Origin of the sequence: Methylophaga thalassica (assembly GCF_030159795.1) — a bacterium.
In the GTDB taxonomy this organism is placed as follows: Bacteria; Pseudomonadota; Gammaproteobacteria; order Nitrosococcales; family Methylophagaceae; genus Methylophaga; species Methylophaga thalassica.
This window is the reverse complement of sequence record NZ_BSND01000003.1, coordinates 93,326-117,690: the sequence shown is the minus strand read 5'-3', so window position 1 is coordinate 117,690 and position 24,365 is coordinate 93,326. Positions and strand designations below refer to the sequence as shown.

The 24,365-nt window shown below is 42.2% G+C and carries 25 protein-coding genes and 2 tRNA genes; 13 read left to right on the top strand and 14 right to left on the bottom strand.

Features of this window, described 5'->3' with window-relative positions; translation table 11 throughout:
* Window positions 1-564: 564 nt before the first annotated feature.
* Window positions 565-1,350, top strand: a complete 786-nt coding sequence (locus QQL60_RS00630) for an FkbM family methyltransferase (RefSeq protein WP_284722091.1) — start codon at window positions 565-567, stop codon at window positions 1,348-1,350.
* 29 nt (window positions 1,351-1,379) lie between these two features.
* On the opposite strand, the gene QQL60_RS00625 is transcribed toward QQL60_RS00630, so the two are convergent.
* From QQL60_RS00625 to QQL60_RS00615, 4 genes are all read right to left on the bottom strand, one after another.
* Window positions 1,380-1,850 carry a lysis system i-spanin subunit Rz gene (locus QQL60_RS00625; RefSeq protein ID WP_284722090.1) on the bottom strand — a complete coding sequence of 157 codons (471 nt, stop codon included), beginning with the start codon at window positions 1,848-1,850 and terminating at the stop codon, window positions 1,380-1,382.
* Complete coding sequence (locus tag QQL60_RS15265) at window positions 1,847-2,263, bottom strand: lysozyme (RefSeq protein WP_379007603.1); 417 nt, start codon at window positions 2,261-2,263, stop codon at window positions 1,847-1,849. Before QQL60_RS15265 ends, QQL60_RS00625 begins: the two co-directional genes overlap by 4 nt.
* Window positions 2,264-2,416: 153 nt before the next feature.
* Window positions 2,417-2,493, bottom strand: a tRNA-Arg gene (locus tag QQL60_RS00620).
* Window positions 2,494-2,530: 37 nt separating this feature from the next.
* A tRNA-Pro gene (locus QQL60_RS00615) sits at window positions 2,531-2,607 on the bottom strand.
* A 140-nt stretch (window positions 2,608-2,747) separates the two neighbouring features.
* On the opposite strand from QQL60_RS00615, the gene folD reads away from it, so the two are divergent.
* Entirely contained in the window at window positions 2,748-3,605 is an 858-nt protein-coding gene (folD, locus tag QQL60_RS00610; protein ID WP_284722089.1) for a bifunctional methylenetetrahydrofolate dehydrogenase/methenyltetrahydrofolate cyclohydrolase FolD, read from the top strand.
* A gap of 41 nt (window positions 3,606-3,646) precedes the next feature.
* Here the strand turns inward: folD and cysS are convergent, their stop codons facing one another.
* Entirely contained in the window at window positions 3,647-5,038 is a 1,392-nt protein-coding gene (gene cysS / locus QQL60_RS00605; protein ID WP_284722088.1) for a cysteine--tRNA ligase, read from the bottom strand.
* Between the two features lies 1 nt (window position 5,039).
* Window positions 5,040-6,713: a glutamine--tRNA ligase/YqeY domain fusion protein gene (locus tag QQL60_RS00600; RefSeq protein ID WP_284722087.1), complete on the bottom strand. Its 1,674-nt coding sequence runs from the start codon at window positions 6,711-6,713 to the stop codon at window positions 5,040-5,042.
* A gap of 272 nt (window positions 6,714-6,985) precedes the next feature.
* Here QQL60_RS00600 and QQL60_RS00595 point away from each other — a divergent pair, with 272 nt between their 5' ends.
* Together QQL60_RS00595 and QQL60_RS00590 are read left to right on the top strand one after the other, a co-directional pair.
* Window positions 6,986-7,567, top strand: coding sequence for a peptidylprolyl isomerase (locus QQL60_RS00595; RefSeq protein WP_284722086.1), 582 nt, complete (start codon window positions 6,986-6,988; stop codon window positions 7,565-7,567).
* A gap of 44 nt (window positions 7,568-7,611) precedes the next feature.
* Complete coding sequence (locus QQL60_RS00590; RefSeq protein ID WP_284722085.1) at window positions 7,612-8,367, top strand: UDP-2,3-diacylglucosamine diphosphatase; 756 nt, start codon at window positions 7,612-7,614, stop codon at window positions 8,365-8,367.
* Here the strand turns inward: QQL60_RS00590 and QQL60_RS00585 are convergent.
* The 8 genes from QQL60_RS00585 to ffh all read right to left on the bottom strand — a co-directional run bounded on the left by QQL60_RS00585 (window position 8,353) and on the right by ffh (window position 13,998).
* Entirely contained in the window at window positions 8,353-9,066 is a 714-nt protein-coding gene (locus tag QQL60_RS00585; RefSeq protein ID WP_007145954.1) for a DsbC family protein, read from the bottom strand. The genes QQL60_RS00590 and QQL60_RS00585 overlap by 15 nt on opposite strands.
* Window positions 9,067-9,073: 7 nt before the next feature.
* Window positions 9,074-9,559, bottom strand: a complete 486-nt coding sequence (locus QQL60_RS00580; RefSeq protein ID WP_007145955.1) for a YajQ family cyclic di-GMP-binding protein — start codon at window positions 9,557-9,559, stop codon at window positions 9,074-9,076.
* Window positions 9,560-9,635: 76 nt separating this feature from the next.
* A complete protein-coding gene (gene xerD, locus QQL60_RS00575; RefSeq protein WP_284722084.1) occupies window positions 9,636-10,535 on the bottom strand; it encodes a site-specific tyrosine recombinase XerD in 900 nt (299 codons plus the stop codon).
* Window positions 10,536-10,643: 108 nt separating this feature from the next.
* Complete coding sequence (rplS, locus tag QQL60_RS00570; protein WP_007145957.1) at window positions 10,644-10,988, bottom strand: 50S ribosomal protein L19; 345 nt, start codon at window positions 10,986-10,988, stop codon at window positions 10,644-10,646.
* Window positions 10,989-11,001: 13 nt separating this feature from the next.
* Complete coding sequence (trmD, locus tag QQL60_RS00565; RefSeq protein ID WP_284722083.1) at window positions 11,002-11,745, bottom strand: tRNA (guanosine(37)-N1)-methyltransferase TrmD; 744 nt, start codon at window positions 11,743-11,745, stop codon at window positions 11,002-11,004.
* A 13-nt stretch (window positions 11,746-11,758) separates the two neighbouring features.
* A complete protein-coding gene (gene rimM, locus QQL60_RS00560) occupies window positions 11,759-12,277 on the bottom strand; it encodes a ribosome maturation factor RimM (RefSeq protein ID WP_284722082.1) in 519 nt (172 codons plus the stop codon).
* A 21-nt stretch (window positions 12,278-12,298) separates the two neighbouring features.
* A complete protein-coding gene (gene rpsP, locus QQL60_RS00555; RefSeq protein WP_040576276.1) occupies window positions 12,299-12,547 on the bottom strand; it encodes a 30S ribosomal protein S16 in 249 nt (82 codons plus the stop codon).
* A gap of 83 nt (window positions 12,548-12,630) precedes the next feature.
* A complete protein-coding gene (ffh, locus tag QQL60_RS00550; protein ID WP_273182603.1) occupies window positions 12,631-13,998 on the bottom strand; it encodes a signal recognition particle protein in 1,368 nt (455 codons plus the stop codon).
* 155 nt (window positions 13,999-14,153) lie between these two features.
* Between ffh and QQL60_RS00545 the strand changes: the two genes are divergently transcribed.
* From QQL60_RS00545 to QQL60_RS00505, 9 genes are all read left to right on the top strand, one after another.
* A complete protein-coding gene (locus tag QQL60_RS00545; protein ID WP_284722081.1) occupies window positions 14,154-14,951 on the top strand; it encodes a cytochrome C assembly family protein in 798 nt (265 codons plus the stop codon).
* 6 nt (window positions 14,952-14,957) lie between these two features.
* Entirely contained in the window at window positions 14,958-16,238 is a 1,281-nt protein-coding gene (locus QQL60_RS00540; protein ID WP_273182609.1) for an HlyC/CorC family transporter, read from the top strand.
* A gap of 2 nt (window positions 16,239-16,240) precedes the next feature.
* Window positions 16,241-18,178, top strand: coding sequence for a hypothetical protein (locus QQL60_RS00535; RefSeq protein ID WP_284722080.1), 1,938 nt, complete (start codon window positions 16,241-16,243; stop codon window positions 18,176-18,178).
* A gap of 65 nt (window positions 18,179-18,243) precedes the next feature.
* Complete coding sequence (locus QQL60_RS00530) at window positions 18,244-20,706, top strand: AsmA family protein (protein ID WP_284722079.1); 2,463 nt, start codon at window positions 18,244-18,246, stop codon at window positions 20,704-20,706.
* Window positions 20,707-20,772: 66 nt separating this feature from the next.
* On the top strand, window positions 20,773-21,813 hold the full coding sequence (gene mutY, locus QQL60_RS00525) for an A/G-specific adenine glycosylase (protein WP_284722078.1): 1,041 nt from the start codon (window positions 20,773-20,775) through the stop codon (window positions 21,811-21,813).
* 8 nt (window positions 21,814-21,821) lie between these two features.
* A complete protein-coding gene (locus QQL60_RS00520) occupies window positions 21,822-22,091 on the top strand; it encodes an oxidative damage protection protein (RefSeq protein ID WP_007145967.1) in 270 nt (89 codons plus the stop codon).
* A gap of 304 nt (window positions 22,092-22,395) precedes the next feature.
* A complete protein-coding gene (locus QQL60_RS00515; RefSeq protein WP_007145968.1) occupies window positions 22,396-22,605 on the top strand; it encodes a cold-shock protein in 210 nt (69 codons plus the stop codon).
* 140 nt (window positions 22,606-22,745) lie between these two features.
* Complete coding sequence (locus QQL60_RS00510) at window positions 22,746-23,513, top strand: DUF4197 domain-containing protein (protein ID WP_273182620.1); 768 nt, start codon at window positions 22,746-22,748, stop codon at window positions 23,511-23,513.
* A 78-nt stretch (window positions 23,514-23,591) separates the two neighbouring features.
* Window positions 23,592-24,356 carry a hypothetical protein gene (locus QQL60_RS00505; protein ID WP_007145970.1) on the top strand — a complete coding sequence of 255 codons (765 nt, stop codon included), beginning with the start codon at window positions 23,592-23,594 and terminating at the stop codon, window positions 24,354-24,356.
* The last annotated feature ends 9 nt before the right edge of the window (window positions 24,357-24,365 follow it).

The window sequence follows — 24,365 nt, the reverse complement described above, 5'->3', positions numbered from 1 at the left end:
GGCGGTAATAATAATGATTATCCTTTAGAGTTGCAAGCACAAGATAAGGCTAATTTTGTCTTACTCTCATTTACAACTATATCTAGACTAACGAGCTAGTGTTGATAAGGCATATTCAGCTCAAACTATCTGCAGATGATATTAACTGCTTGCTGATTTTCATTATGCAGTAGAGACAATAAGGGTTTTAGCTTAGTCCTCACAGGATCAGAACCATAGAAATTCAGTCAAACATTTAAAGTTAGAAATACTAGAAACCATAAACTTAATGTGATGCGCCAATAGCAATGATGAAGTAAATTTGAATGAAAGCTTAGGCTATCGGCGATGGCGAAAGTGATGAGATTAGAAAACCGCAGGAAATGACTTGAGATATGGTACGCCCGGCAGGACTCGAACCTGCTACCATCGGCTTAGAAGGCCGCCAAATATTCACGCAAAATTAGATAGTTAGCAAACAATCCACTTTCGCCTAAGTTAAAATTTTCAATTTTTATCATTTTGTTTGATAATGCTTTTTTATTTTATGGCGAAAGCAATCAAACACTAAAAGAAGGATTTAATATGTTAAAGGAATTTATAATTGGAACAGGGCTTGATTGTTTTCTGCTTGAAGCTAGATCGCGATTATCTTTAGTTTTAAGCTCACTAAAATCATCACCGTCTATAGGTACTGAGTTAAACGACTATCTAGCAACTTATCTTCTTGTTAGATTATGTGATGATGACAAAACATTTATTGACGTTGGCTCACACATCGGCTCTGTTATATCTGAAGTAAAGCATCACAGAAAATCAAAAATAATCGCTTTTGAAGCAATGCCAAATAAAGCAGAAAAGTTAACGAAAAAATTTCCAGACATTACCATTTTTAACTATGCCGTATCAGATGCCGCCGGAAAAGCTAAATTTTATGTAAACGAAAAATTGAGCGGGTATAGCTCACTCAATAAATCTAATGACACAGTAGAAATTGACGTTGACGTTAGCACTATTGATACGCTGATCGACGACCGCAATGTTGATGTAATCAAGATTGATATAGAGGGTGCAGAACTTGGCGCTTTAAAAGGGGGTGTAAAATTAATCAATAAACTTCACCCTACAATTATGTTTGAGTCGGCTCCTGGAGAGGTATTAGGTTATACAAAAAAACAAATGTGGGAGTTTTTTGACTCGATCGGCTATAAGATTTTTATACCTAATCGTTTAGCTCATAATGCCAAGCCATTGAGCTTGGATGGATTTTTGGACTCGCATCAATATCCAAGACGAACAACAAATTATTTTGCTGTGCATGAGTCAAGGGTTGATGAGATCAAACAAAAAGCGAACAGGATATTATCTTAATCTAGCCTGACAAGCTAGTAGCTGATTGGTTACTCGCACCTTGCCTGATAATAATTAAGCTGGGCTGTCATAGTTACTATTTGCTCGATGAGGGTGTAATAATATGGTTCAGCGTCTTTAGTAAGTCGGGGGGCGGCTCTTTCGCCCAAGCTGGAATCGGTGCCGGTTTCGGACACGTTATCGCTACCGGCTGCTGAACAGGTTGCATTGACGAGCAGCTGCTTAGACTTATCATTAACAGCATCGCGAAGATTATCAATTTCATTTCTGGCCTCTAATATAGTTTGGTATTGAATTGCTTCTGCTGTAGCCCATAGCTTTTCGTTTGCGTCTAGCTCGGCTTGTAACGATTGCTGCGTCTGTAATGCTTTATCAGATATTTCTTTTAACTTATCTGAGTGAGCTGTTCTTAGATCTGCCATGTTTGCATTTAAACGCCATCCATTAACTAAGGCGCCTAATGCACAACCGACAAGAAATATCGCTAGATAGGTTTTCATTGTCTTAATCCTGTGGCACAGATTTTATATTCCTTTATGCGCCGGTTATGCAGACCTTGAATATAGGTTTTACCAACATATGACCAAACAGGCCTATTTGATGGCGAATAGGCTAAAGCTCTACAGCCTTCATAGTGCTTACCCTGCCACATAAGCCCGACTGCACGACTGGCGCAGGCGTTAGGATTACCAACGTTGTGAGCAAAAAGCGATAAAGCATCGAATTGATTTTGTGTAATCGTGTCAGACAGGCATCTAGCAAGGCTTATCTGACCTTCTGTAACAACGATTTTTTCAATTTCTGCACATTTCTCGTCAGACCAGTAGTCACCGATAATAACCTCTTCTGGACTCGTGTGATTAGTTAATATAAAAAAGAAGGGATAGAAGCGACACGTAGACTGCTTGGACACTCAACAGAAGCACAAACGCGCAGCTATATAAGGGACTATTTAGGAGAAGAAACAGAGTCGCACGAAATGCAGAGTAGTGGCATTATGGCGAAAGTAAAACGGGAGAATGGCGAAAGTAGTTAGTGACTACTATCTATGAAATCGTTGAATAAATGGTACGCCCGGCAGGACTCGAACCTGCTACCCTCGGCTTAGAAGGCCGATGCTCTATCCAGATGAGCTACGGGCGCATGTGATTTTTACTAAGCGAGGACATAAGTTAAGAAGTGGTCGGGGCAGAGAGATTCGAACTCCCGACCCTCTGGTCCCAAACCAGATGCGCTACCAGACTGCGCTATGCCCCGACTTAATTCGAGAAGTCATCCCCGAAGAAGGCGAAATAATACGTGGTTAGAATTTAAGAGTCAATCACTGTTTTGATATTTTTTGCTGTTCAGCTCACATCATGCGATCATAGCCGCTTTTGCATAAGCGGGAATGATGAATGAGCGCAAAGATTATCGATGGCAAGGCAGTTGCAGCTGACCTGAAACAACAATTGAAATTAGCGACGGCAGAACGATTAGCAGAAGGAAAACGTCGTCCAGGTCTTGCGGTCATATTGATAGGCGCTAATCCGGCATCGCAGGTCTATGTAGGTAGCAAACGAAAAAGCTGTGAAGAAATTGGATTCAAATCTGAAGCCTATGATCTTCCAGAAACAGCGACCGAAGAAGAGTTACTCTCTCTGATTGATAAATTAAATCAAGATGACGATATAGATGGCATTCTGGTGCAGTTACCTTTGCCTCAACACATTTCTGCGGAAACGGTGATTGAACGAATCGCCCCACATAAAGACGTCGATGGTTTCCATCCATACAATATTGGCCGTCTTGCTCAACGCAATCCACAACTCAGACCTTGCACCCCAAAAGGCGTGATTTCTTTGCTTCGCACTACCGGTGTTGATCTCAAAGGACTCGAAGCAGTTGTAGTAGGTGCATCAAATATTGTTGGTCGTCCTATGGCGTTGGAATTATTACTCGCCGGTTGCACAACTACCGTTTGTCATCGCTGGACTAATAATCTGGAAGAACAAGTTCGCCGTGCTGACTTATTAGTGGTTGCCGTAGGCAAACCCAACTTTATTCCAGGTGAATGGATAAAACAGGGAGCTATTGTCATTGATGTGGGTATTAACCGCTTAGACAATGGCAAACTGACTGGTGATGTTGAATTTGAAAAAGCAAAAGAAAAAGCCAGCTGGATAACCCCAGTACCTGGAGGTGTTGGACCAATGACCGTAGCGACATTGCTGGAAAATACCTTATTTGCCGCCGAAACCTTACATAAAAACTAGAAATATAAGCGCCTGCTATAAAAAAGCAGGCGCGCATGTTCTTATAGTCGACGCCAGCTCGTTTTACCGGCCGCATCCTCAAGCACAATGCCCATTTCAGTCAATTGATCACGAATTTCATCGGCAAGAGCCCAGTTTTTGTCGGCTCTGGCCTGATTACGTTCAGCAACTAAGCCATCGATATCAACTGCTAATTGATCGGATGAGCTATCTCCTGTCAGGAATTTATCGGCATCTTGCTGGAAAAGGCCTAGCACGTCACCAAAAGATGACAATAGACCGGCAAGATAAGCGACTATTTCAGATTGTGTCTGCTCTCTCGCCTTATTTATCGCTTGTCTGACATCAGCCATCACCGACAGTGCTAATGCGGTATTAAAATCATCATCCATGGCGGCTTTAAAACGTCCACCAAACTCTTTATCATCCTGCCAGTTTACCCTCTGTGTTGTATCCACATCACGCAGGGTTGTATAAAAACGTGTTAACGCCGCTTTGGCTTGTTCAAGCTGATCTTCGGCATAATTCAGAGGGCTACGATAATGACTCGACAGAATAAAATAACGAATAGCTTCTGCAGGATACTGTTCCAGGACTTCACGCACAGTAAAAAAATTACCCAAAGACTTAGACATTTTTTCATCATCAATACGCACAAAGCCATTATGCATCCAGTAATTCACTGACTGGCAACCATGGGCTCCCTCGGATTGAGCTATTTCATTTTCATGGTGTGGAAACTGTAAATCCTGCCCACCACCATGAATATCAAACTGCTCACCTAGGCAATGTGCTGACATAGCAGAACATTCAATATGCCAACCAGGGCGTCCATCACCCCATGGAGATTTCCAAGCAGGTTCACCGGCCTTGGCAGCTTTCCACAAAACAAAATCCAATGGATCTGTTTTTGCTTCATTGACAGCTATACGTTCGCCGGCTCGAAGATCTTCAATATTACGACCCGATAATTTGCCATAACCATTGAACTGGCTAACGTCGTAATACACATCACCATTATCAGCTTTATAGGCAAGTCCCTTACTGATGAGGGTCTCAATCATCGCCAATATTTCTGTCATTGACTCAGTGGCTTTAGGCTCAATATCTGGTCTAAGCACACCTAAGGCATCGGCATCCTTGTGCATTTCATCAATGTAACGCTCAGTTAATGTCTGAATTGATTCGCCATTTTCTGCAGCGCGTTTAATGATTTTATCGTCGATATCGGTAATATTTCTGACGTAGGTAACGTTATAGCCTAATGCGCGTAAATAGCGTGTCACTACATCAAAAACCACCATCACACGAGCATGACCAACATGACACAAGTCATACACCGTCATACCACAGACATACATATTGACCTTGCCTTCCTGCAAGGGTTTAAACACTTCTTTCTGTCGGGTGAGACTATTATAGATTTTTAGCATATTAGTTATTTTTTGACGTATCTTCTTTTAAACCAATGGTCAGGTTAAATACCGGCGAATCAACGCTATGGTCATAACGATCAGTGACAAAATAACCTTCTCGTTCAAACTGGAAAGCTGTCTCTGGCTTGCAATTGACAATAGCGGGTTCCGCAACAGCCTTAATCACCTTCAGAGAGTCAGGGTTAACATCGTCCAGATAGTTACCTGTTTCTTTTCCAGGTGCTTCAGCCAGGAACAATCTGTCATATAAACGCAGCTCAACTTCCTTACCTTCTGTTGCTGAAACCCAGTGAATCACACCGCGGGGTTTCATTTCAGCAGGTGGATTCTGACCCACTGTATTAGGTACTAACGAAGCAATCACTTCAACCACATCACCGCTATCATTCTTGATGACATCATCGGCTTTAATCACATAAGCACCACGTAAACGCACATAGTCGCCTATCACCAGACGTTTGAATTTTTTCCGGCTCAGACTAGTGTCTTCTGTAAAGTCAGACGCATCGATATAAATCGTGTTTGTAAAAGGTACTGAGCGATATCCCATAGACTCTTGTTGTGGATGATTAGCAACTTCAAGCCATTCAACGCCATCACTTGCATTAGTGATGGTCAGTTTTAAAGGATTGAGTACACACATCGCTCGTGCTGCGTTTTCATTCAGATCATCACGAATCTCAAATTCCAACTGTGCAATATCGACCACACCATCGGTTTTTGCCACAGCAAGACCATTACAAAATGAACGTAGAGCCGATGCAGTGTAGCCTCGTCTGCGCATACCAGAAATTGTCGGCATTCGGGGATCATTCCAACCAGCCACAATCTGCTCATCAACCAGTTGTTTGAGATTACGCTTACTGGTCACCGTATAATTCAGATTTAAGCGTCCAAATTCGTATTGTTTTGGCTGTGACGGTACAGGCAGATTTTCGATAAACCATTCATATAATGGACGGTGATCCTGAAACTCCAACGTACAGATACTGTGCGTCACACCTTCAATAGCATCGCCCTGCCCATGTGCAAAATCATAGCTTGGGTAGATACACCACTTGTCTCCGGTTTGATGATGCGCTTTTTTGCGAATGCGATACAAAATCGGATCACGCATATTCATATTAGGCGAGGCCATATCAATCTTCGCTCGCAGCACACAAAAACCTTCGTCAAACTCACCCTGTTTCATTTTTTCAAACAAAGTCAGATTTTCTTCAACACTACGGTTGCGGAAGGGTGACTCTTTACCTGGCTTTGTTGCCCAGCCACGATACTCACTTGCTTGCTCAGCAGTCAGATCACAGACATAGGCTTTGCCTTGTTTGATCAGATGAATAGCCCAGTCATAAAACTGTTCAAAGTAGCTTGATGCATAACGTACATCGCCCGCCCATTGAAAGCCAAGCCACTGTACATCTTCTTTAATAGCTTCGATGAATTCCTGCTCTTCCTTTGCTGGATTGGTATCATCGAAACGTAAATGACAGTCGCCGCCAAACTCCTCGGCCAGACCAAAGTTCAGACAGATGGACTTGGCATGCCCAATATGCAGGTAGCCATTTGGCTCAGGTGGAAAACGTGTGACGATTTTTCCAGTCACCCTTCCAGTATCAAGATCTTCCTGAATAATAGGACGAATAAAATTATGATTAACAGCAGATTCGGACATATCGAATGACAAATTTATATGAAAACGCGCATTATACGCTCTCCGCCGGGCTGGGTAACAGCGCTGTTTTGAATAGTGATTCAATAATGCTCTAAATACTGGTTGATTATTGCTTTGTTAGCAAACATTAAGCGGACTCATCAACTACTTATATTTTCTGTTTTATCATGCAGGCTCTTTACAAAAGTCGTCCCCATACCCATCACTTTGTTCCCATAAGAATGCATATTGCTCTATCATGTCGACTTTAAAATTGATCTGGACACTTCCTTATGATCAAACGTTTTATGCAAATGCTATGCTGGCTATTTGCCATTTTTTCTTTTTCAATACAAGCAGATGGGACATCCAAAATGCCACAAGTCAAACTTGAAACCAGTCTTGGCGATATAGTTATCGAACTCAATGAAGATAAAGCACCTGTCACGGTTGCCAACTTCCTTGGTTATGTCAACGATGGTTTCTATGACGGTACGATTTTTCATCGTGTCATCAAAAACTTTATGATTCAGGGTGGTGGTTTTACTCAAGAATTTCAGCAAAAAACCACAAAAGCAGCGATTGAAAATGAAGCTGATAATGGTTTGAGCAATAAGCGTGGCGCAGTTGCTATGGCAAGAACTAATGACCCACACTCAGCTACAGCTCAGTTTTTTATTAATACCGTTGATAACGGTTTTCTCGATTTTCAGGCTAAAGTGCCCAGCGGTTGGGGCTATGCTGTATTTGGTGAAGTGATTGAAGGCATGGACGTCGTCGATGCCATAAGAGAAGTCGATACCACCATGCGAGGTCCTCATCAAGATGTACCTGCAGAAGATATCGTCATCATTAAAGCAACTGTTATCAATTAATCAGACAAAACCTGCTTGTTATTTTACAAGCAGGTTTCTCTCCCATGACCAAACTGTTTATTTCCGATCTTCACTTAAACCCAGCCAGACCTGAATTAACCGCACTTGCCTGTCATTTTCTGCAACAGCAAGCTGATACCGTCTCTGACGTTTTTATACTGGGTGATATTTTTAATACCTGGTTAGGTGATGATTTAGTTCCTGATGAATTTGCTGACTTTATCGAAACACTGCGATCTTTAACGCAAGCAGGTGTAAAACTTTATCTTATGGTCGGCAATCGTGATTTCATGCTGGGAAAAAGATTTGCCGATTCAGTCAATGCCACTTTAATTCAGGATGGCTATCAATTAGAACTGGCAGGCCAACCAGCACTGTTATTACATGGTGATAGTTTATGTATCGATGATGTCGGCTATCAACGTTATCGCAGAGTGGTTAATAATCGTTTTTTGCAGTGGTGTTTTTTAAAACTACCCGCCCGCTTTCGTCAAAAAATATCCGATAAGATCAAACAGCAAAGCCAGCAAAAGAAACAATATAAATCGAGCCAGATCATGGATGTGAATCAAGCAGAGGTTGAGAAAGTTATGCTTGAGAATAATGTCAAACTACTGATTCATGGCCATACCCATCGTCCAGCCATTCATCAAGTCTCATTAACCAACAATAGCGATGCCTATCGAATTGTATTAGGTGATTGGGAAGATAAAGTCAGCTATCTATTAGTCGATGATCAGCAACTTACCTTACATGATCACCGACTTAATCATCAGCAACAATCTTTACGATTTTTTTGAGTTCTCATCTAGCACCTGAATTAACTTTTCAGGTGGCAAATAACCAGGCAGAATCTGACCAGATTCAAGGAAGATCGACGGTGTACCCTGTACACCTAATTGTTGTCCGAGTTCAAATTCTGTTTTGACTGGATTAACACAAGTTTTGGTAGCGATTTCCTGTCCTTGCTTAGCCTTGGTCATGGCTTTTTGTCTATCTGCAGCACACCAGACATTAACAGCATCATCGTAAGATTTAGAGCCTATCCCGCCTCTTGGGAAAGACATATAACGCACACGAATTCCCAAATCATTGTATTTTTCCATTTCCGAGTGCATCTTGCGGCAGTAGCCACAATCAATATCGGTAAACACAGTAATCGTATATTTGGCCTTTTCAGGACCAAAAATAATCATGTCTTTTTCATCGAGCTTATCAAGCGCTTCTTTGCGTAAACTGACTCGGCGTTGCTCAGTTAGATTCGTTCTTGAATCCAATGAAACCATATCACCCTGAATCACATAACGCCCATCTTTAGAAAAATACAAGATTTGTCCATTGATAACCGCTTCGTAAAGTCCAGTATCGTCTATCGCTTTGAGGCTGCTTACTTTCACATCCTGTAATGACTTTTCTATTTTTTTACGTAGCTCATCATTATCGGCATGAACAACACTGACACCTAACAAGGACAGGACTAATATGGTGTATTTCAACATGGGACTTTTAATCTCTAAAATTATTAAACTGCAGTGGCATATCGATTTTATCGTGACTTTTTAACATCGCAATAATCGTTTGTAACTCATCACGTTTTTTGCCTGTTACCCTGACACTTTCTCCCTGAACAGCGGCTTGCACTTTCACTTTACTTTCTTTGATAAGCTTGACGATAGTCCGGGATAACTCTTTATCAATACCTTCTCTAACTAATACATCCTGTTTACGCATTTTTCCATTGCCAACAGAATCTTTAACCTCTAAACAGCTCACATCGACACCGCGTTTAACTAACTTGAGTCGCAAAATATCGAGCAGTTGATCCAACTGAAAATCACTTTCAGCATGCATAGTCAGTACTTTGTCAGACTGTTCCACTTTGGCGTCAGTTCCGCGAAAATCAAACCTGTTCTTCAATTCACGATTTGTCTGATCCACTGCATTGGCAAGCTCATGTTTATCCACTTCAGAAACGATATCAAAAGAAGGCATCTGTTCACCTAAATTACGCTATAAAAATTCGAGTCAGTTTAGCATTTGTGATTGATATCGTCAGTGCTATAAGCACTTAACCACGGGGATGATGCTGACCATGTAATTGTTTTAACCGCTCTTTGGCTACATGGGTGTAGATTTGTGTCGTCGATAAATCAGAATGCCCCAGCAATAACTGAACTATCCTCAAATCAGCACCATGATTCAATAAATGTGTCGCAAATGCATGTCGTAAAGTATGTGGCGACAAATGCTTTTCAATGCCCGCTTGACCAGCATAACGTTTGATTATGTACCAGAAGGCTTGTCTGGTCATTGCTTTACCTCGACGGGTGGGAAATAAATCATCTGTTATTTGCCCATTTAATATAGCTGGTCGACTTTCATATAAATATTGCTGTAACCAATCTAAAGCGATTTCACCGATAGGTATCAGGCGTTCTTTATTGCCTTTACCAATACAACGAATTAAACCTTGGCGAAGATTCACTTGCTCAAATTGTAGTGATACCAATTCAGATACTCGTAATCCTGCTGCGTAGAGTAGTTCCAACATGGTTCTATCACGTAAACCCAGTGGCTCAGTGATATCAGGTTGTGCCAGCAAGGCCTCGACTTCGGCTTCTGTGAGACTATCAGGTAAGGAACGACCGAGTCGGGGTGAGTCAAGTTGCGCCGTTGGATCAGAGTCACGTATGTCTTCACGTAATAAATAACGGTAAAAACGTCGTAATGAGGACAGCAGCCTGGCTTCACTACGGACTTTTCTTCCTTCACGTAGGCGTTGGCTTTGGTAACGTTGGATATCCAGCTGGGTGGCTGAGACTAAATCTATATCAAACTGAGCTAACCAAGCTGAAAAGGCTAATAAATCACGCCGGTAGGCATCGACTGTATGCTGACTCAAACCAGACTCAAGCCAAAGGCTGTCAAGGAAAGGCTCGAGATAATAAGATGTTTGTGACTCACTCATATAACTATTGTTAGATATCAATTATTTAATAGTAACAAGTAAGCAATAAAAAAGGGCAGTGTATAGACACTGCCCTTTTTTTCCAATCGTCTGTTATGACAATTCGGATTATAGCTTTTCTTTAATACGTGCTGCTTTACCAGTCAGATCACGTAAATAGTAAAGTTTAGAACGACGTACATCACCGCGACGTTTTACTTCAACGCTTGCAATGGCTGGGCTATGTGTTTGGAAAACACGCTCAACACCGACACCGCTAGAGATTTTACGAACAGTGAATGCTGAGTGCAGACCACGGTTACGTTTAGCAATAACGATACCTTCAAACGCCTGTTCACGTTCACGGTCGCCTTCTTTGATTTTAACTTTAACAACAACAGTATCACCCGCTGAAAATTCAGGGATATCCTGTCTCACTTGTTCAGCGTTAAGCTGTTCGATAATGTTACTCATTGTTAACTCCCAACTAATCCTGCCCGCTCTCGGCAATAAACTCTTTTAATAGCGAAGCCTGTTCATTAGTCAAAGTCTCTTTGTCTAATAAGTCAGGTCGTCGCAACCATGTTCGTCCCAAGGACTGTTTGAGACGCCATTTACGAATCGCTTCATGGTCGCCTCCCAGCAATACCTCGGGTACTGACTGGTCATCTAAAACTTCTGGTCTGGTGTAATGAGGGTAGTCTAATAAGCCATCCACAAAAGAATCCTGCTCAGCAGACTGTTCATCACCTAACACACCGGGTATCAATCTGGACATACCATCAATCATGACCATGGCTGCCAGTTCTCCACCACTGAGGACGTAGTCACCTATGGACCATTCCTCATCAATCTCTTTTTCTATCAGACGTTCATCAACGCCTTCATAACGGCCGGCCAGTAAAATCAACTTCTGTTTACCCGCCAATTGTTCCAGACTTTTCTGGTCCAATTTTTTGCCTTGTGGTGACAAATAGATAACGGTTGCCTCATCTCCCAGCTTTTGCTTTGCTGCTGTGATGGCCTCTTTCAAAGGCGCAACTTTCATTACCATTCCAGGACCACCACCATATGGCCTGTCATCTACCGTTCGATGCCGATCATAGGCAAAATCACGCGGATTCCAATAGTCTAAATTGAGTAGACCATGTTTCACCGCCCGACCTGTTACTCCATATTGAGTAATCGCATCAAACATTTCAGGAAAAAGGGATATAACACCAAGGTGCATTATCCGATTTCCATCAATAATCTTCACTCCAATCTACCTGGATAATTTCTTCATCCAAATCGACCAGTTTAACAATCTCATCCACTACAAATGGAATCAATATTTCCGCTTTTTTCCCTTCAGCTTTAACAACCAGCACATCATTTGCACCAGTTTCAAGCAGATGGTCGACTTTACCTAAAACCTGATTCTGAAGATTAACCACTGTCAGACCTTCAAGGTCATTCCAGTAAAACTCGTCTTCATCTACGGGTTCCAGTTGCGATTTTTTAATCGCTAAGTCTGCTCCAACCAGCGGCTGAACCTGATCACGGTCAGTGACGTTTTCAATCCCCATCACCACACCTTTACCTTGCAATCGACCACCATACACTTTGATTTCAATCCAATCGCCACGTCTGGATAAAAATAACGGTGAATATTGCAAAATATTGGTACGAGGTTCGGTAAAAGAATACACCTTCACCCAACCTTTGACACCAAAGGCACCGGATATTTTACCTACCGGGATAAACTCCTCGGATGTTGACATAATACCCTGACAACCTAATTATTAAGCGGCTTTTTGAGCTTCTGCAATCAATTTAGCAACGCGTTCTGATGTTTGTGCGCCTTGGCTAATCCAATGTGCAACGCGGTCTAAATCAACACGAAGTTTTTCTTCTTGACCACGAGCAATCGGGTTGAAAAAACCAACGCGTTCGATATAACGACCATCACGTTTGCTGCGTGAATCAGTTACTACGATACCGTAAAAAGGGCGTTTTTTAGCGCCACTGCGAGTCAATCTAATTGTTACCATAATTTAGCCCGTTGAAAACTGGATCGGAAAACCGTCGTATTCTACGCAAGTCTCCGAAGTTTGAAAAGTCCTTTCGACACTTATTAGAAAGGCAGGCCTCCGCCCATAGGAAATTTGCCGCCCAAACCTCTCATCAATTTAGCCATTCCGCCTTTTGAACCCATCTTCTTCATCATTTTCTGCATTTGACTAAATTGTTTCAGCAGACGATTCACATCCTGGATTTGGGTTCCGCTACCAGCCGCAATTCTTTTTTTGCGCGAGCCTTTAATAATTTCAGGCTTCTGGCGCTCTTTTTTTGTCATCGAATTAATGATGGCTTCTAGTTTGGCCAATTCTTTATCATTCACCTGCTGTTTTGCGGCAGCAGGAATATTCCCCATCCCCGGCATTTTGTCTAATAGTGAACCGATGCCGCCCATTTTGCCCATTTGACGTAATTGTTCCTGAAAATCTTCCAGGTCAAAGCCTTTGCCTTTTTTCAGTTTGTTAGCCAGTTTCTCGGCTGAACCAACATCCATTTTACGTTGTGCTTCTTCAACCAGTGACAGCACATCGCCCATCCCCAGAATCCGAGAGACCACACGATCGGGATGAAAGGGTTCAAGGGCAGCTGTTTTTTCACCTACCCCCATAAACTTAATGGGTTTACCAGTAATATGTCTTATTGATAAAGCGGCCCCGCCCCGCGCGTCACCATCGGTTTTAGTCAGAATGATACCGGTAAGCGGTAAAGCTTCATTGAATGCTTTGGCCGTATTCGCCGCATCCTGGCCCGTCATACTATCAACAGTGAATAAGGTTTCTATCGGATTGATCGCAGCATGAATCTGCTTGATCTCATCCATCATGTCATCGTCTATATGTAAACGACCGGCGGTATCGATAATCACCACATCCACATAATCACGTTTAGCCTGTTCAACCGCATTACGCGCGATATCAACAGGATTTTGTGAAGACTGGCTGGGGAAAAAACGTGCATCAACTTCTTTTGCTAAGGTTTCTAACTGATCAATCGCAGCAGGTCGGTAAACATCGGCACTCGCGACCATAACGGATTTACGTTCCCGCTCTTTTAGCCATCTTGCCAATTTCGCTACGCTGGTTGTTTTACCTGCCCCTTGTAGACCTGCCATTAAAATGACCGCTGGAGGTTGGGTGCTCAGATTTAGTGAGTTTGAGTCATCCCCCATCACCGCAACAAGTTCGTCATTGACGATTTTGACCAACACCTGACCGGGGGTTAGACTGCGCAAAACATCCTGTCCCATCGCGCGTTCTTTAACATTATCGATAAATTCACGCACTACTGGTAAAGCGACGTCGGCTTCAAGTAACGCCATTCGCACTTCTCGAAGTGTCTCTTTGACGTTATCTTCGGTAATACGGCCCTGGCCACGGATTTTTTTGAGAGTACTGCCGAGTCTATCGCTTAAGCTATCAAACATAGATCACCTTGTTAGCTAATGATGTCCTAATTTCAGAATTTAGGATTAGTAATTAATTCATCATTATAACTGATATATTGTTTCGGTCATTGCTACATCGTTATATTATTGATGTATTAAGGTAAAAAAAACAGGTTCAAGGATCACACACCATTATGGCAATTGCGAATGCTTTAGCATTTCTACTTTATCTCTGCAGTAGCGTTATTCTTATTCGGCGTTTTGTACAAAAAGATCCAACCAGCGTAAATGCCAGCATCCCGGTTGGGATTTTAATTATCATGGCACTGTTGTTTCACGCGACAGATATCTTTTTCACGATGAAAAATGCCGGAGGATGGGAGCTGGGTTTGTTCACCACGTTTTCGCTCACTACATGGTTGATGGCTTTAATCGCATTATTAATTGGTATGCGTTTACCTAATGCTCATCCGGGCATTATCGTCTACCCGCTGGTCGCTATGAGTTTGATGCTCAAAGTAGAACTTCCATCACCCGAGCCTCCCTCCTTAGCGGAACCCGCATTAGAATGGCATGTTTTATTATCTCTGGCTGCTTATAGCTTTTTTATGCTTGCCGCAATACAAGCGATTATTCTGGCGATACAAGAAAAGCAGCTTCATCAGCGTCATATCAATGGCTTATTACGTAAACTCCCCCCTTTACAGACGATGGAACGCGCTTTATTCCAGCTCCTGACCAGCGGTTTTATATTACTTACCTTAGGTTTAATTACTGGTCTGATGTTTGTTGATGATTTATTTGCCCAGCATCTGGTGCATAAGACGGTGTTGTCCATTATCGCCTGGTGTGTATTCGCTAGCTTGTTGTGGGGGCGCCTACGTTATGGCTGGCGTGGACAAACTGCTGTCAAGTGGACCTTAGCAGGATCTGTCTTTTTATTACTGGCTTATATGGGCAGTAAATTCGTTCTTGAATATTTGATGAGCTAATCGCTTATGTTAGAAGAAACCTCTTTATTGGTTCTGTTTCTTATCCTGTTTTTTTTACTGTTTCTGTCTGCCTTTTTCTCAAGCTCTGAAACAGCCTTGATGTCACTGAATCGCTACCGACTGAGACACCTGGAACAAGAAGGCCATCGCGGTGCGATCATCGCCAGTCAGTTATTGAGTCGCCCTGATCGACTGATTGGTTTGATTCTGTTAGGCAATAACTTTGTCAACATTCTGGCCTCAGCAATTGCCACTGTTATTGGTATCAAACTGCTGGGTGAAAACGGTATCGTTGCAGCGACTTTCGCCTTAACTTTAATCGTTTTGCTTTTTGCCGAAGTGACCCCAAAAACACTGGCGGCACTGCATCCGGAAAAAGTGGCCTTTCCAGCCAGCTTTATCCTCAAGCCATTGCTATTCATACTTTATCCGTTGGTATGGTTTACCAATAGCATCACCAATAATATGGTGAGGTTATTTGGTGTATCACCAGAGCAAGCAGCAACATCGGCCATCAATACTGAAGAACTGAAAGTCGCCCTGATGGAAGCTGGCAGTATGATCCCAACACGTCACAAGGATATGTTGATGAGTATCCTTGATTTAGAAAAAGTGACCGTCAATGACGTCATGGTGCCAAGGAATGAAATTGAAGGATTGGATATTAATGCGCCCTTTCCGGAAATTGTTCAGCAATTATCCCATTGTGGTCATACCAGACTGCCAGTCTATGAAGAGAGTATGGATAATATTGTTGGGATACTGCATCTGCGTAAAGCCCTGCATCTTATCTCACAGAATAATCTGACACTGGAAAGTCTTCGCAGCATTATAAAAGGCGCTTATTTTGTCCCCGAAGGCACACCATTAAATACACAACTTATTAATTTCCAAAGAAATCGTCGTCGAACGGGTTTAGTAGTTGATGAGTATGGTGATCTGCTAGGCCTGATCACTCTGGAAGATATTTTTAGAGAAATCGTGGGTGAATTTACAGCCGATACTATCGACGAAGATAAAGATATTCATCCTCAAAATGATGGTAGTTACTTAATTAATGGTACGGCTAATATTCGCGAAATTAACCGAAATAATAGCTGGAATTTGCCTACTGACGGACCAAAGACCATTAATGGCCTTGTACTTGAGTATCTGGAAAGCATTCCGGATCCCGGAGTCAGTGTCCGTATGGGTGACTATGTTATTGAAGTTATTCAGACGTCAGACAACGCCATCAAGACTGTTCGTATCAGACATTTACAGCCTGAGTTGGAACGGGAAGAATAATCTTGTCGCTCAGATATCTAAAACTATTAGGTCTGAGCGAGAGCGAGATTCGCTCGTTAAAATCCATGCTTCGTATAGCTTCTCCACTACTCACCAGTCAGTGGAGCATTACAGATAGTAACGAAGCTGATTTAGTGATTTATAGCTTTGATTCAATCGCAGGCCGTAAAGCCTGGCAAAAACGCTCGGCGAGTCTGACAGGCTTATTAACCCATCATGCAGATTCTCATGAGCCTGTCGACATCATCTTCCAAAAGCCACTGCATAAAACGCAGTTTGCTGAAACGCTTAATCTGGCTGAGCAAAAATTATCAAGCCATCAGTCTGTTAAGAAATCAAACAGCCAGCTAATTCCTCAAACCAAAGCAAGTTGGTTAAATACATTTCATCATCTTGTCGGCTTTTCAAAAAAGCCTGCGGATAATCTGCCGGCCTTAAATCTGCAGGCGGTTTCCCATGATGAAAATGCCGTTTCCACTATTAAAGATCCGGCCTTGTTACTGGTTTGGTTAAACCAGCTACCTAACGATACATATCAGCGTGTTCCCTCATTACTCGCTAATCTTAAAGCGCTTACTCAGCAAAAAATCAAGCCGGGTCTGTTACTGCCATTACTGGAAATGTATCGCTCTCAGGTAAACGAGTTGTTGTTCACCCGTGATATTGCCGCAGTAAAACGGGATCTGTACATGAATACTGAAAGTTTACGTACGATAAGTTTAATCAATGAGCTTATTGGCTTACTGTCAGTCGCTTACCAGCAAATTGTCCGTTTCTTTTATCAGCGTGGGAAAACGCCACTTGCACAGCCGCTCATGTTGCTGGCACTAAACCGAACAGCAGAAATGCTCGGCTTACAACTCTTACACAGCTTCCAGTATTACCGGGTTGCTCCCGCTGGTATCTGGCAATTACTACATGAACTTTTTCTGTATCAGGAGAAAGCGCAAACGTTACATCAGGAAGTCACTGTTAAACCTTATTATCAGAGTCGCAGTTTTTTTGAGATTTATGGGCAGATAGTTTTGACTGCACTCACCGATCCCTACAGCCAAATGCGGTTTGACGTATTACGCTTATTCAGGCTGATGTCGCAGTTTACTGACAAAATCGTCATTGTCAGGCTCTCAGAACAACAAAGTAAAGTGAACAGTCGCTTCTTACTTCTCGGACATTTTTGTATCAATGCTCAGCAGGATCACTGCCCGCAACCGATGCATAACATACCAAAAGAAATCAGATCAGCAGAAACAAGTCGCTTATTTGATGCTCAAGCGGTGTTAAAGTCTATCGAAACCACATTACGTGAAGCTAAAAGTCACCGTACTCATACAGTTATGTCGGCCGAATTAAGGCTGGTCAGACACATTCTTCCGCAACTTAATACTAGCTATGAAAGACGGTTTGAGCGCATAAAACAAGAAACAGACGAACACATCCAAATCACACTAGGCTTAGAATCTGTCCACCAGAGCTTACAAGGTAATCTGGTCAACGCATTAGACTGGCAACTGGTGAACCTGAGTAATGGCGGCATGATGGCTAAACGTGCGCATACAGATTGTTATCATCTGAATATTGGTGACTTTGTTGGCTTGTTTGATATCAATCAAAAGGTCACACTTGCTGTCATCAAATGGTTACAAATTGACATCCATAATGATGTGCAAATCGGGCTGGAACGCATTATCGGTAAACCAGAGCCCGTGATGTGTCAGCCTGCTGATGAACAAGAAGAACATCCTGCTTTACTGTTACAGACTGATAACGTGACTCAAGCGAATACAAAGATAATATTGACAGAAAAAGGGATCTTTTCACCTAACCGTAAAATTCAGATAAACGGACAGTCTACACCCTACTCAATCCTTGCTAATGGACTTATCGACAGTAGCCTGGACTATGAAATTTTCAACTACAACCTTAATCTCGGTTCATAAATGCGGCTCGATCGCATATCATGAATGCAATTTCTCAGGATAAGAGTTCAAAACGGAATACCAATATGCGTACTGTTATAAAAATTATCATTTTCCTCATCGTTCTGGTTGTAGCCGCTTTAATCGCACTGCCATTTTTTATCAATCCTAACGACTACAAAGATGAAATTTCCCGTGAAGTAGAAAAAGCCACTGGCCGTAACCTGACTCTGCAAGGTGATATTGGCCTGTCAGTATTTCCCTGGATTGCCTTAGATCTCGGTCCTTTAACACTCAGCAATGCTGAAGGTTTTAAAGCCGACTCTTTTGCTAAGGTTCAAGCCGCCGAAATTCGCATTAAACTTATTCCACTGCTCAAAAAACAGTTAGAAATGGACACCATCGTACTCGATGGGTTGGTACTGAACTTAGAGACCGATAAAAATGGCAAAACCAACTGGGATGATTTAATTAACAAAACGGAAGAACAAGATTCAACACCGGCAACAGAGTCGACAAGTCAGCCTGAAGATGCATCTGAACCTGCTTTACAAACCATCACTGTAGCGGGTGTCAAGCTGACCAATGCCAATATTCTCTGGTCCGATGCATCAAAAGGAGAAAGTTACCAGTTACGTAATCTTAACCTGACAACAGATCCTCTTGAACCGGGTGTACCAACTGCGGTTGATATGGACTTTGATCTAATCAGCACCAAACCAGAAGCCAAAGCACATGTTACGCTGAAAACCAATGCCGCTGTGGATATGAAAAAACAACAATATGCACTTCAAGGACTATCATTCTCAGCCATTGCTGAGGGTAAAGAGCTCGCTTTCAATCAAGCAGATTTATCTTTGAAGGGAGACATCAAAGCAGATATGGCTAAACAATGGCTGGAAGTGAGTGATTTAGTTCTTTCTGCCAAAGCGTCGAATAACCAGCAAACGATTGATGCAAAATTAACAGGACAACTTACCTCCAACCTGGCCACACAACAGTCCAATATTGATAACCTGGACCTTACTGCCACTATCGAAGATCCCAGTTTGCCGAATGAAAAAGCCGAACTTCACCTGACTAGCGGCATCAAAGCGGATCTCAAACAGCAAACCCTCACCGTTTCCGCTCTTGCGCTAAAACTGCAGGATTTACTCCTTGAAGGCGATATTCAGGCGAAAGATATTCTGAAAGAAAAACCGACTTTTGCAGGCAGCATTCATATCCAGCCTTTCAGTTTAAGAAAGCTGGCATCAGATATGAAAATTGAACTGCCAGAAATGAGTGATGAATCGACTCTGGAGAAAGTCGAACTTCGTTCAGAACTCAGTGGTTCAACCAATCAAATCAATTTAAATCAACTGGCTTTAACACTGGACCAAAGCAATCTGACTGGCCAATTTTCTGTCAGCAATTTTGCCAAGCCAGCATTCAACTTCAAATTGAAACTGGATCAGATTGATGCTGATCGCTATATGCCTCCAGTTAAAGAAAACAAAGACACTACTGAAGCACCAGCTTCAACAGAACAAGATAACAAAGCCAAACCCGAGGAAGCATTACCTGTTGAAGCTTTACGTCAAATCAACGCTAAAGGCACCATTGATATAGGAAAAATGAAAGCCACTGGACTGACCAGTGAAAATATCCATATCACCATTGATGCCGCCGATGGTCTAGTTAAGCTCACCCCTATGAGTGCAAACTTATATCAAGGCCAATATAACGGTAATGTCATCTTGGATGCACGCCAAGATGCCCTTAAATTATCGTTGAATGAACAGATCAAAAATGTTCAGGCTGGTCCCTTACTTAAAGATATGACTGGTGATGCCAAAATCAGTGGTACCGCTAATGCTAACGCCAAGTTGACAGGTAGCGGCGCCACTGTCTCACAAATCAAACAAACGTTAACGGGCAATGGTGGCTTTGCTTTTACTGATGGTGCTTTGCAAGGTATCAATATCGCAGAAATCATTCGTAAAGCAAAAGCGGCTTTAAAAGGCGAAAAATTGCCTGAATCAGATGCGCCAGTCCAAACTGACTTTTCCAGCATGTCAGGCACATTTACAGCAAACAATGGGGTAATTAACAATCAAGATCTCGCTGTTAAGTCCCCCTTGCTGCGCATTGACGGTGCCGGTAAGGCAAATTTAGCTAATGAAGCACTTGATTACGGCTTAAAAGTTGGGATTGTCGGTACCAGCAAAGGTCAAGGTGGAAAAGAGCTTGAAGACCTGAAAGGTGTCACTATCCCTATCAAAATTACGGGCACATTTTCAGAACCGAAACCCACCGTTGATCTTGCTAATCTTGTGAAAGATAAAGCCAAAGAAGAGCTGAAATCAAAAGCAGAAGAAAAACTCAAAGAAAAACTGGGTGATGATTTGGGCGGTCTTCTTAGTGGTAAGTTGGGTGGTTCAGAAACCAAATCTGAAGCCAGCTCAACAGATGCTGAGAAAGCGACTGACGCTGAGTCGCAAGAAGAAAAATCCTCTGATAAAAAATTAGAAGATGCCGTCAAAGATAAATTAAAGAACTTCTTCTAAGCAATAAGCATTATTTTTACATGCCCGTCTTGATAACATGTCAGGCGGGCTTTTACGTTGAAAAACATGACAACATCGTTCAACTTCGCTGACGCATTACTCGACTGGTTTGATCATCACGGTCGTAAAAATCTGCCGTGGCAACAAAATCCAACGCCCTATCATGTCTGGCTATCGGAGATCATGCTGCAACAAACGCAGGTTGCTACTGTCATCGATTACTACAACCGGTTTATTCATCGGTTTCCTGACGTTCAACCATTAGCAAAAGCAAAACAAGATGATGTGTTAGCGTATTGGTCTGGTTTAGGCTATTACGCCCGTGCTCGCAATTTGCACAAAACCGCACAAATAGTCAGCGAAGAATATACTGGACGTTTCCCAAAAACATTAGAGGAGCTCATCAATTTACCCGGTATTGGACGCTCTACAGCCGGCGCTATACTGACACTGGGCTATCATCAGAAATATCCCATCTTAGACGGTAATGTGAAACGCGTCCTGACACGTTTTTTTGCTATCAGTGGCTGGCCTGGAAATAAAAAAGTCGAAGATAATTTATGGCAAAAAGCAGAGTCGTTACTCCCCGACAAACGTATTGCTAATTATATTCAGGCACAAATGGATTTAGGGGCAACCCTTTGCACACGCAGTAAACCAGACTGCCCAGATTGCCCGCTGCAGAGCCATTGTTTAGCCTATAACACGGCTAGCCCAACCGATTATCCTGAGAAAAAACCCAAAAAAACTATTCCGACCAGAACATGTTACTGGCTTGTCTGTCAGAATGGTGATGAGCTATTTCTGGAACAAAGACCCTCAGCGGGTATCTGGGGGGGCTTGTGGAGCTTTCCAGAAAGACAGGAAAAAGAGGAGCTGATTGCTTATTGTGAACGGACTTTCCATTTTTCTGTCGATAATATCGAACAGTTACCCGAGCTGACTCACGTTTTCAGTCACTTCAAATTAACGATCCGACCGTTATTGATAACGTCACGACCAAAGGGTGTGACCGACAAGAGTGTCGGCAACTGGTATAAAATAGACGACATTATGCAACTGGGTCTTCCGGCACCAGTGCGTTCTTTTTTACACACTTTACAATAGAGGCAAATATGGCACGCACAATACACTGTGTAAAACTCAACAAAGAAGCCGAAGGTTTAGACTTCCCGCCTTACCCAGGTGATATGGGAAAAACCCTTTATGAATCTGTTTCAAAAGAAGCATGGCAAATGTGGTTAAGTCAGCAAACCATGCTGATTAACGAATATAGACTGTCACTTGCCGATCCCAAGTCACAGGCATTTCTGAAAACTGAAATGGAAAAATTCTTCTTTGGCGAAGGCTCTGCTCCTCCAGCGGATTTTGTTCCAAAAGGTTAAAACCCAGATAAAATAGCGCAGTTTCATCAAAAAATAAGGGATAGTTAAATTTAACTATCCTTTTTTTTTGTAATATGGAAATGTTTAATTTTTACGATAAATATATAAAAAACAAAATAATAAAAGAGGAAACACTCATCAGCGTTAAATTAAACTGGGATGTATAACAAAAAAAATATTGCTTTTTATTCTAAAGAGAGTGTCCTTTTTCTATTTTATGTGGTTACAATGCGGATAAGCTTCTCAGAAGTGTAGATCGGGCAACAAGGAGTTGTGCCGATGTAGTTATTAAATTGAGGTTGATATGGCAGAGCAAGTTACAGGTAAAGTTAAATGGTTCAATGATGCAAAAGGATTCGGTTTTATTGAGCAGGTTGATGGTCCAGATGTATTTGTCCATCACTCGGCGATTAAGTCAGAAGGCTTTAGAACATTGAAAGAAGGTCAATCAGTTACCATGGAGGTAACTCAGGGTCAAAAAGGTCCACAAGCAGAAAATGTGATTCCTGGTTAATTTTAACCATACTACGCAACATCAGAGGCCGTTCAGATATAACTGTTCGGCCTTTTTCTTTTCTGTACTACTATCTATGCGTTAAAAACAGACGAACAAACTGATAGCAGCACACATCTCACTTCCCAGAGGATATTGTTATGAAGATAAAAGCAACTGCCATTACCCTTGGTATAGCGTTAACTCTTGGCACTGCAAATGTCATGGCAGATTGGGGCGGTTTACTGAAAGACATTCAAGAAAATAGTAAAACCTTATTAAACTCATCGCTTTCCGAAGCCACTTCTGACAAAACCTCAACAAACCTGGATATTGCCACCATCGTTTCCGGCTTAAAAGAAGCGTTGGTGGTTGGCAGCCAACGGGCTGTTTCCAGTGTTAGTCAAACGGATGGGTATTTAAAAAATGCCGCCATTCATATCCCCCTCCCGCCTCAAATAGAGAAAGCTGGCTCATTAATGCGCCAGTATGGAATGGGCAGTCTGGCGGATGAATTTGAAACAAGTATTAACAGAGCCGCTGAGAAAGCAGCACCACAAGCAACAGATATTCTCGTCAATGCCATCAAAACCATGAGTATTGATGATGCGAAAAACATATTGAATGGCGCTGATAATGCCGCAACAGAATACTTCAGGAAACACACCAGCGATCAACTAAGAACCTTATTTAAACCGACCATTGATGAAAGTCTGGATAAAGTAGGATCTACCCAGTATTACAATCAACTAACAGACAAAATCGCTGATATCCCTGTGGTGGGAAAAAATATCAACATCAATCTACCCGATTATGTAACAGAGCAGGCGCTTGATGGGCTATTCACCATGTTAGCCTCAGAAGAGAAAAAAATTCGGGAAAACCCAGCTGCTCGTACAACAGAGTTGCTCAAAACAGTATTTCAATAATGAATCTTTCTCAATAGCTACTATTGAACGATTGAATGTAATAACATAACGCTTACATAGAAAATAAAGGAAAAATTCATGGCTCAATCGCACAAGCTGAACCTCGCCAGTCAAGGCACTTCATTAAAAGCTTTGTTTAGTGGATACCTGATGGTGGTCGCTGTTGGCTATCTGATGGCGCTGGTTCAGATTCAACTCACACATGGCTTGGCTGATGGTAAATATGGTCTTTCTGTTGATGATATTGTCTACAGTTACTACGGCAACAGAAATAATTCTTTATTAGAAAATAAATTAAGTGGCTCAATGAAGCCAATGGCAAGTGATGAAGATCGTGCTGCCATTGTTACCTGGGTCCATCAGGGAGCAACTGAAGCTGCCTATGAAGGTACAGGTATTAAACAAATCTTTGAAGCAAACTGTATTCCTTGCCATAACGCCGATTCAGGTATGCCAATCCCTGATTACACTGACTTCAAAAACATTAAAGAGCGTGCTGTTGTAGACACCGGGGCTTCATTTCAGTCTCTAGCCCGCGTTTCACATATCCACTTATTTGGTATCGCTTTTATCTTTATGTTTGTCGGTTTGATATTCAGTTTGGCTTCAGGTGTGCCAAAACCATTAAAAGTCACGGCCATTGTTACGCCTTATGTTTTCCTCATCGTCGATATTAGCTCATGGTGGCTGACAAAACTTAACCCCAACTTTGCTTGGATGGTCATCATAGCTGGTGGTGCCATGGCTATGTCATTTGCCTTTATGTGGTGTGTATCGATGTATGAAATGTGGATTATGCCACGCCGTCACAATGATGACCGTGATGCCTTGTTAGATGAATAATTAAACCAT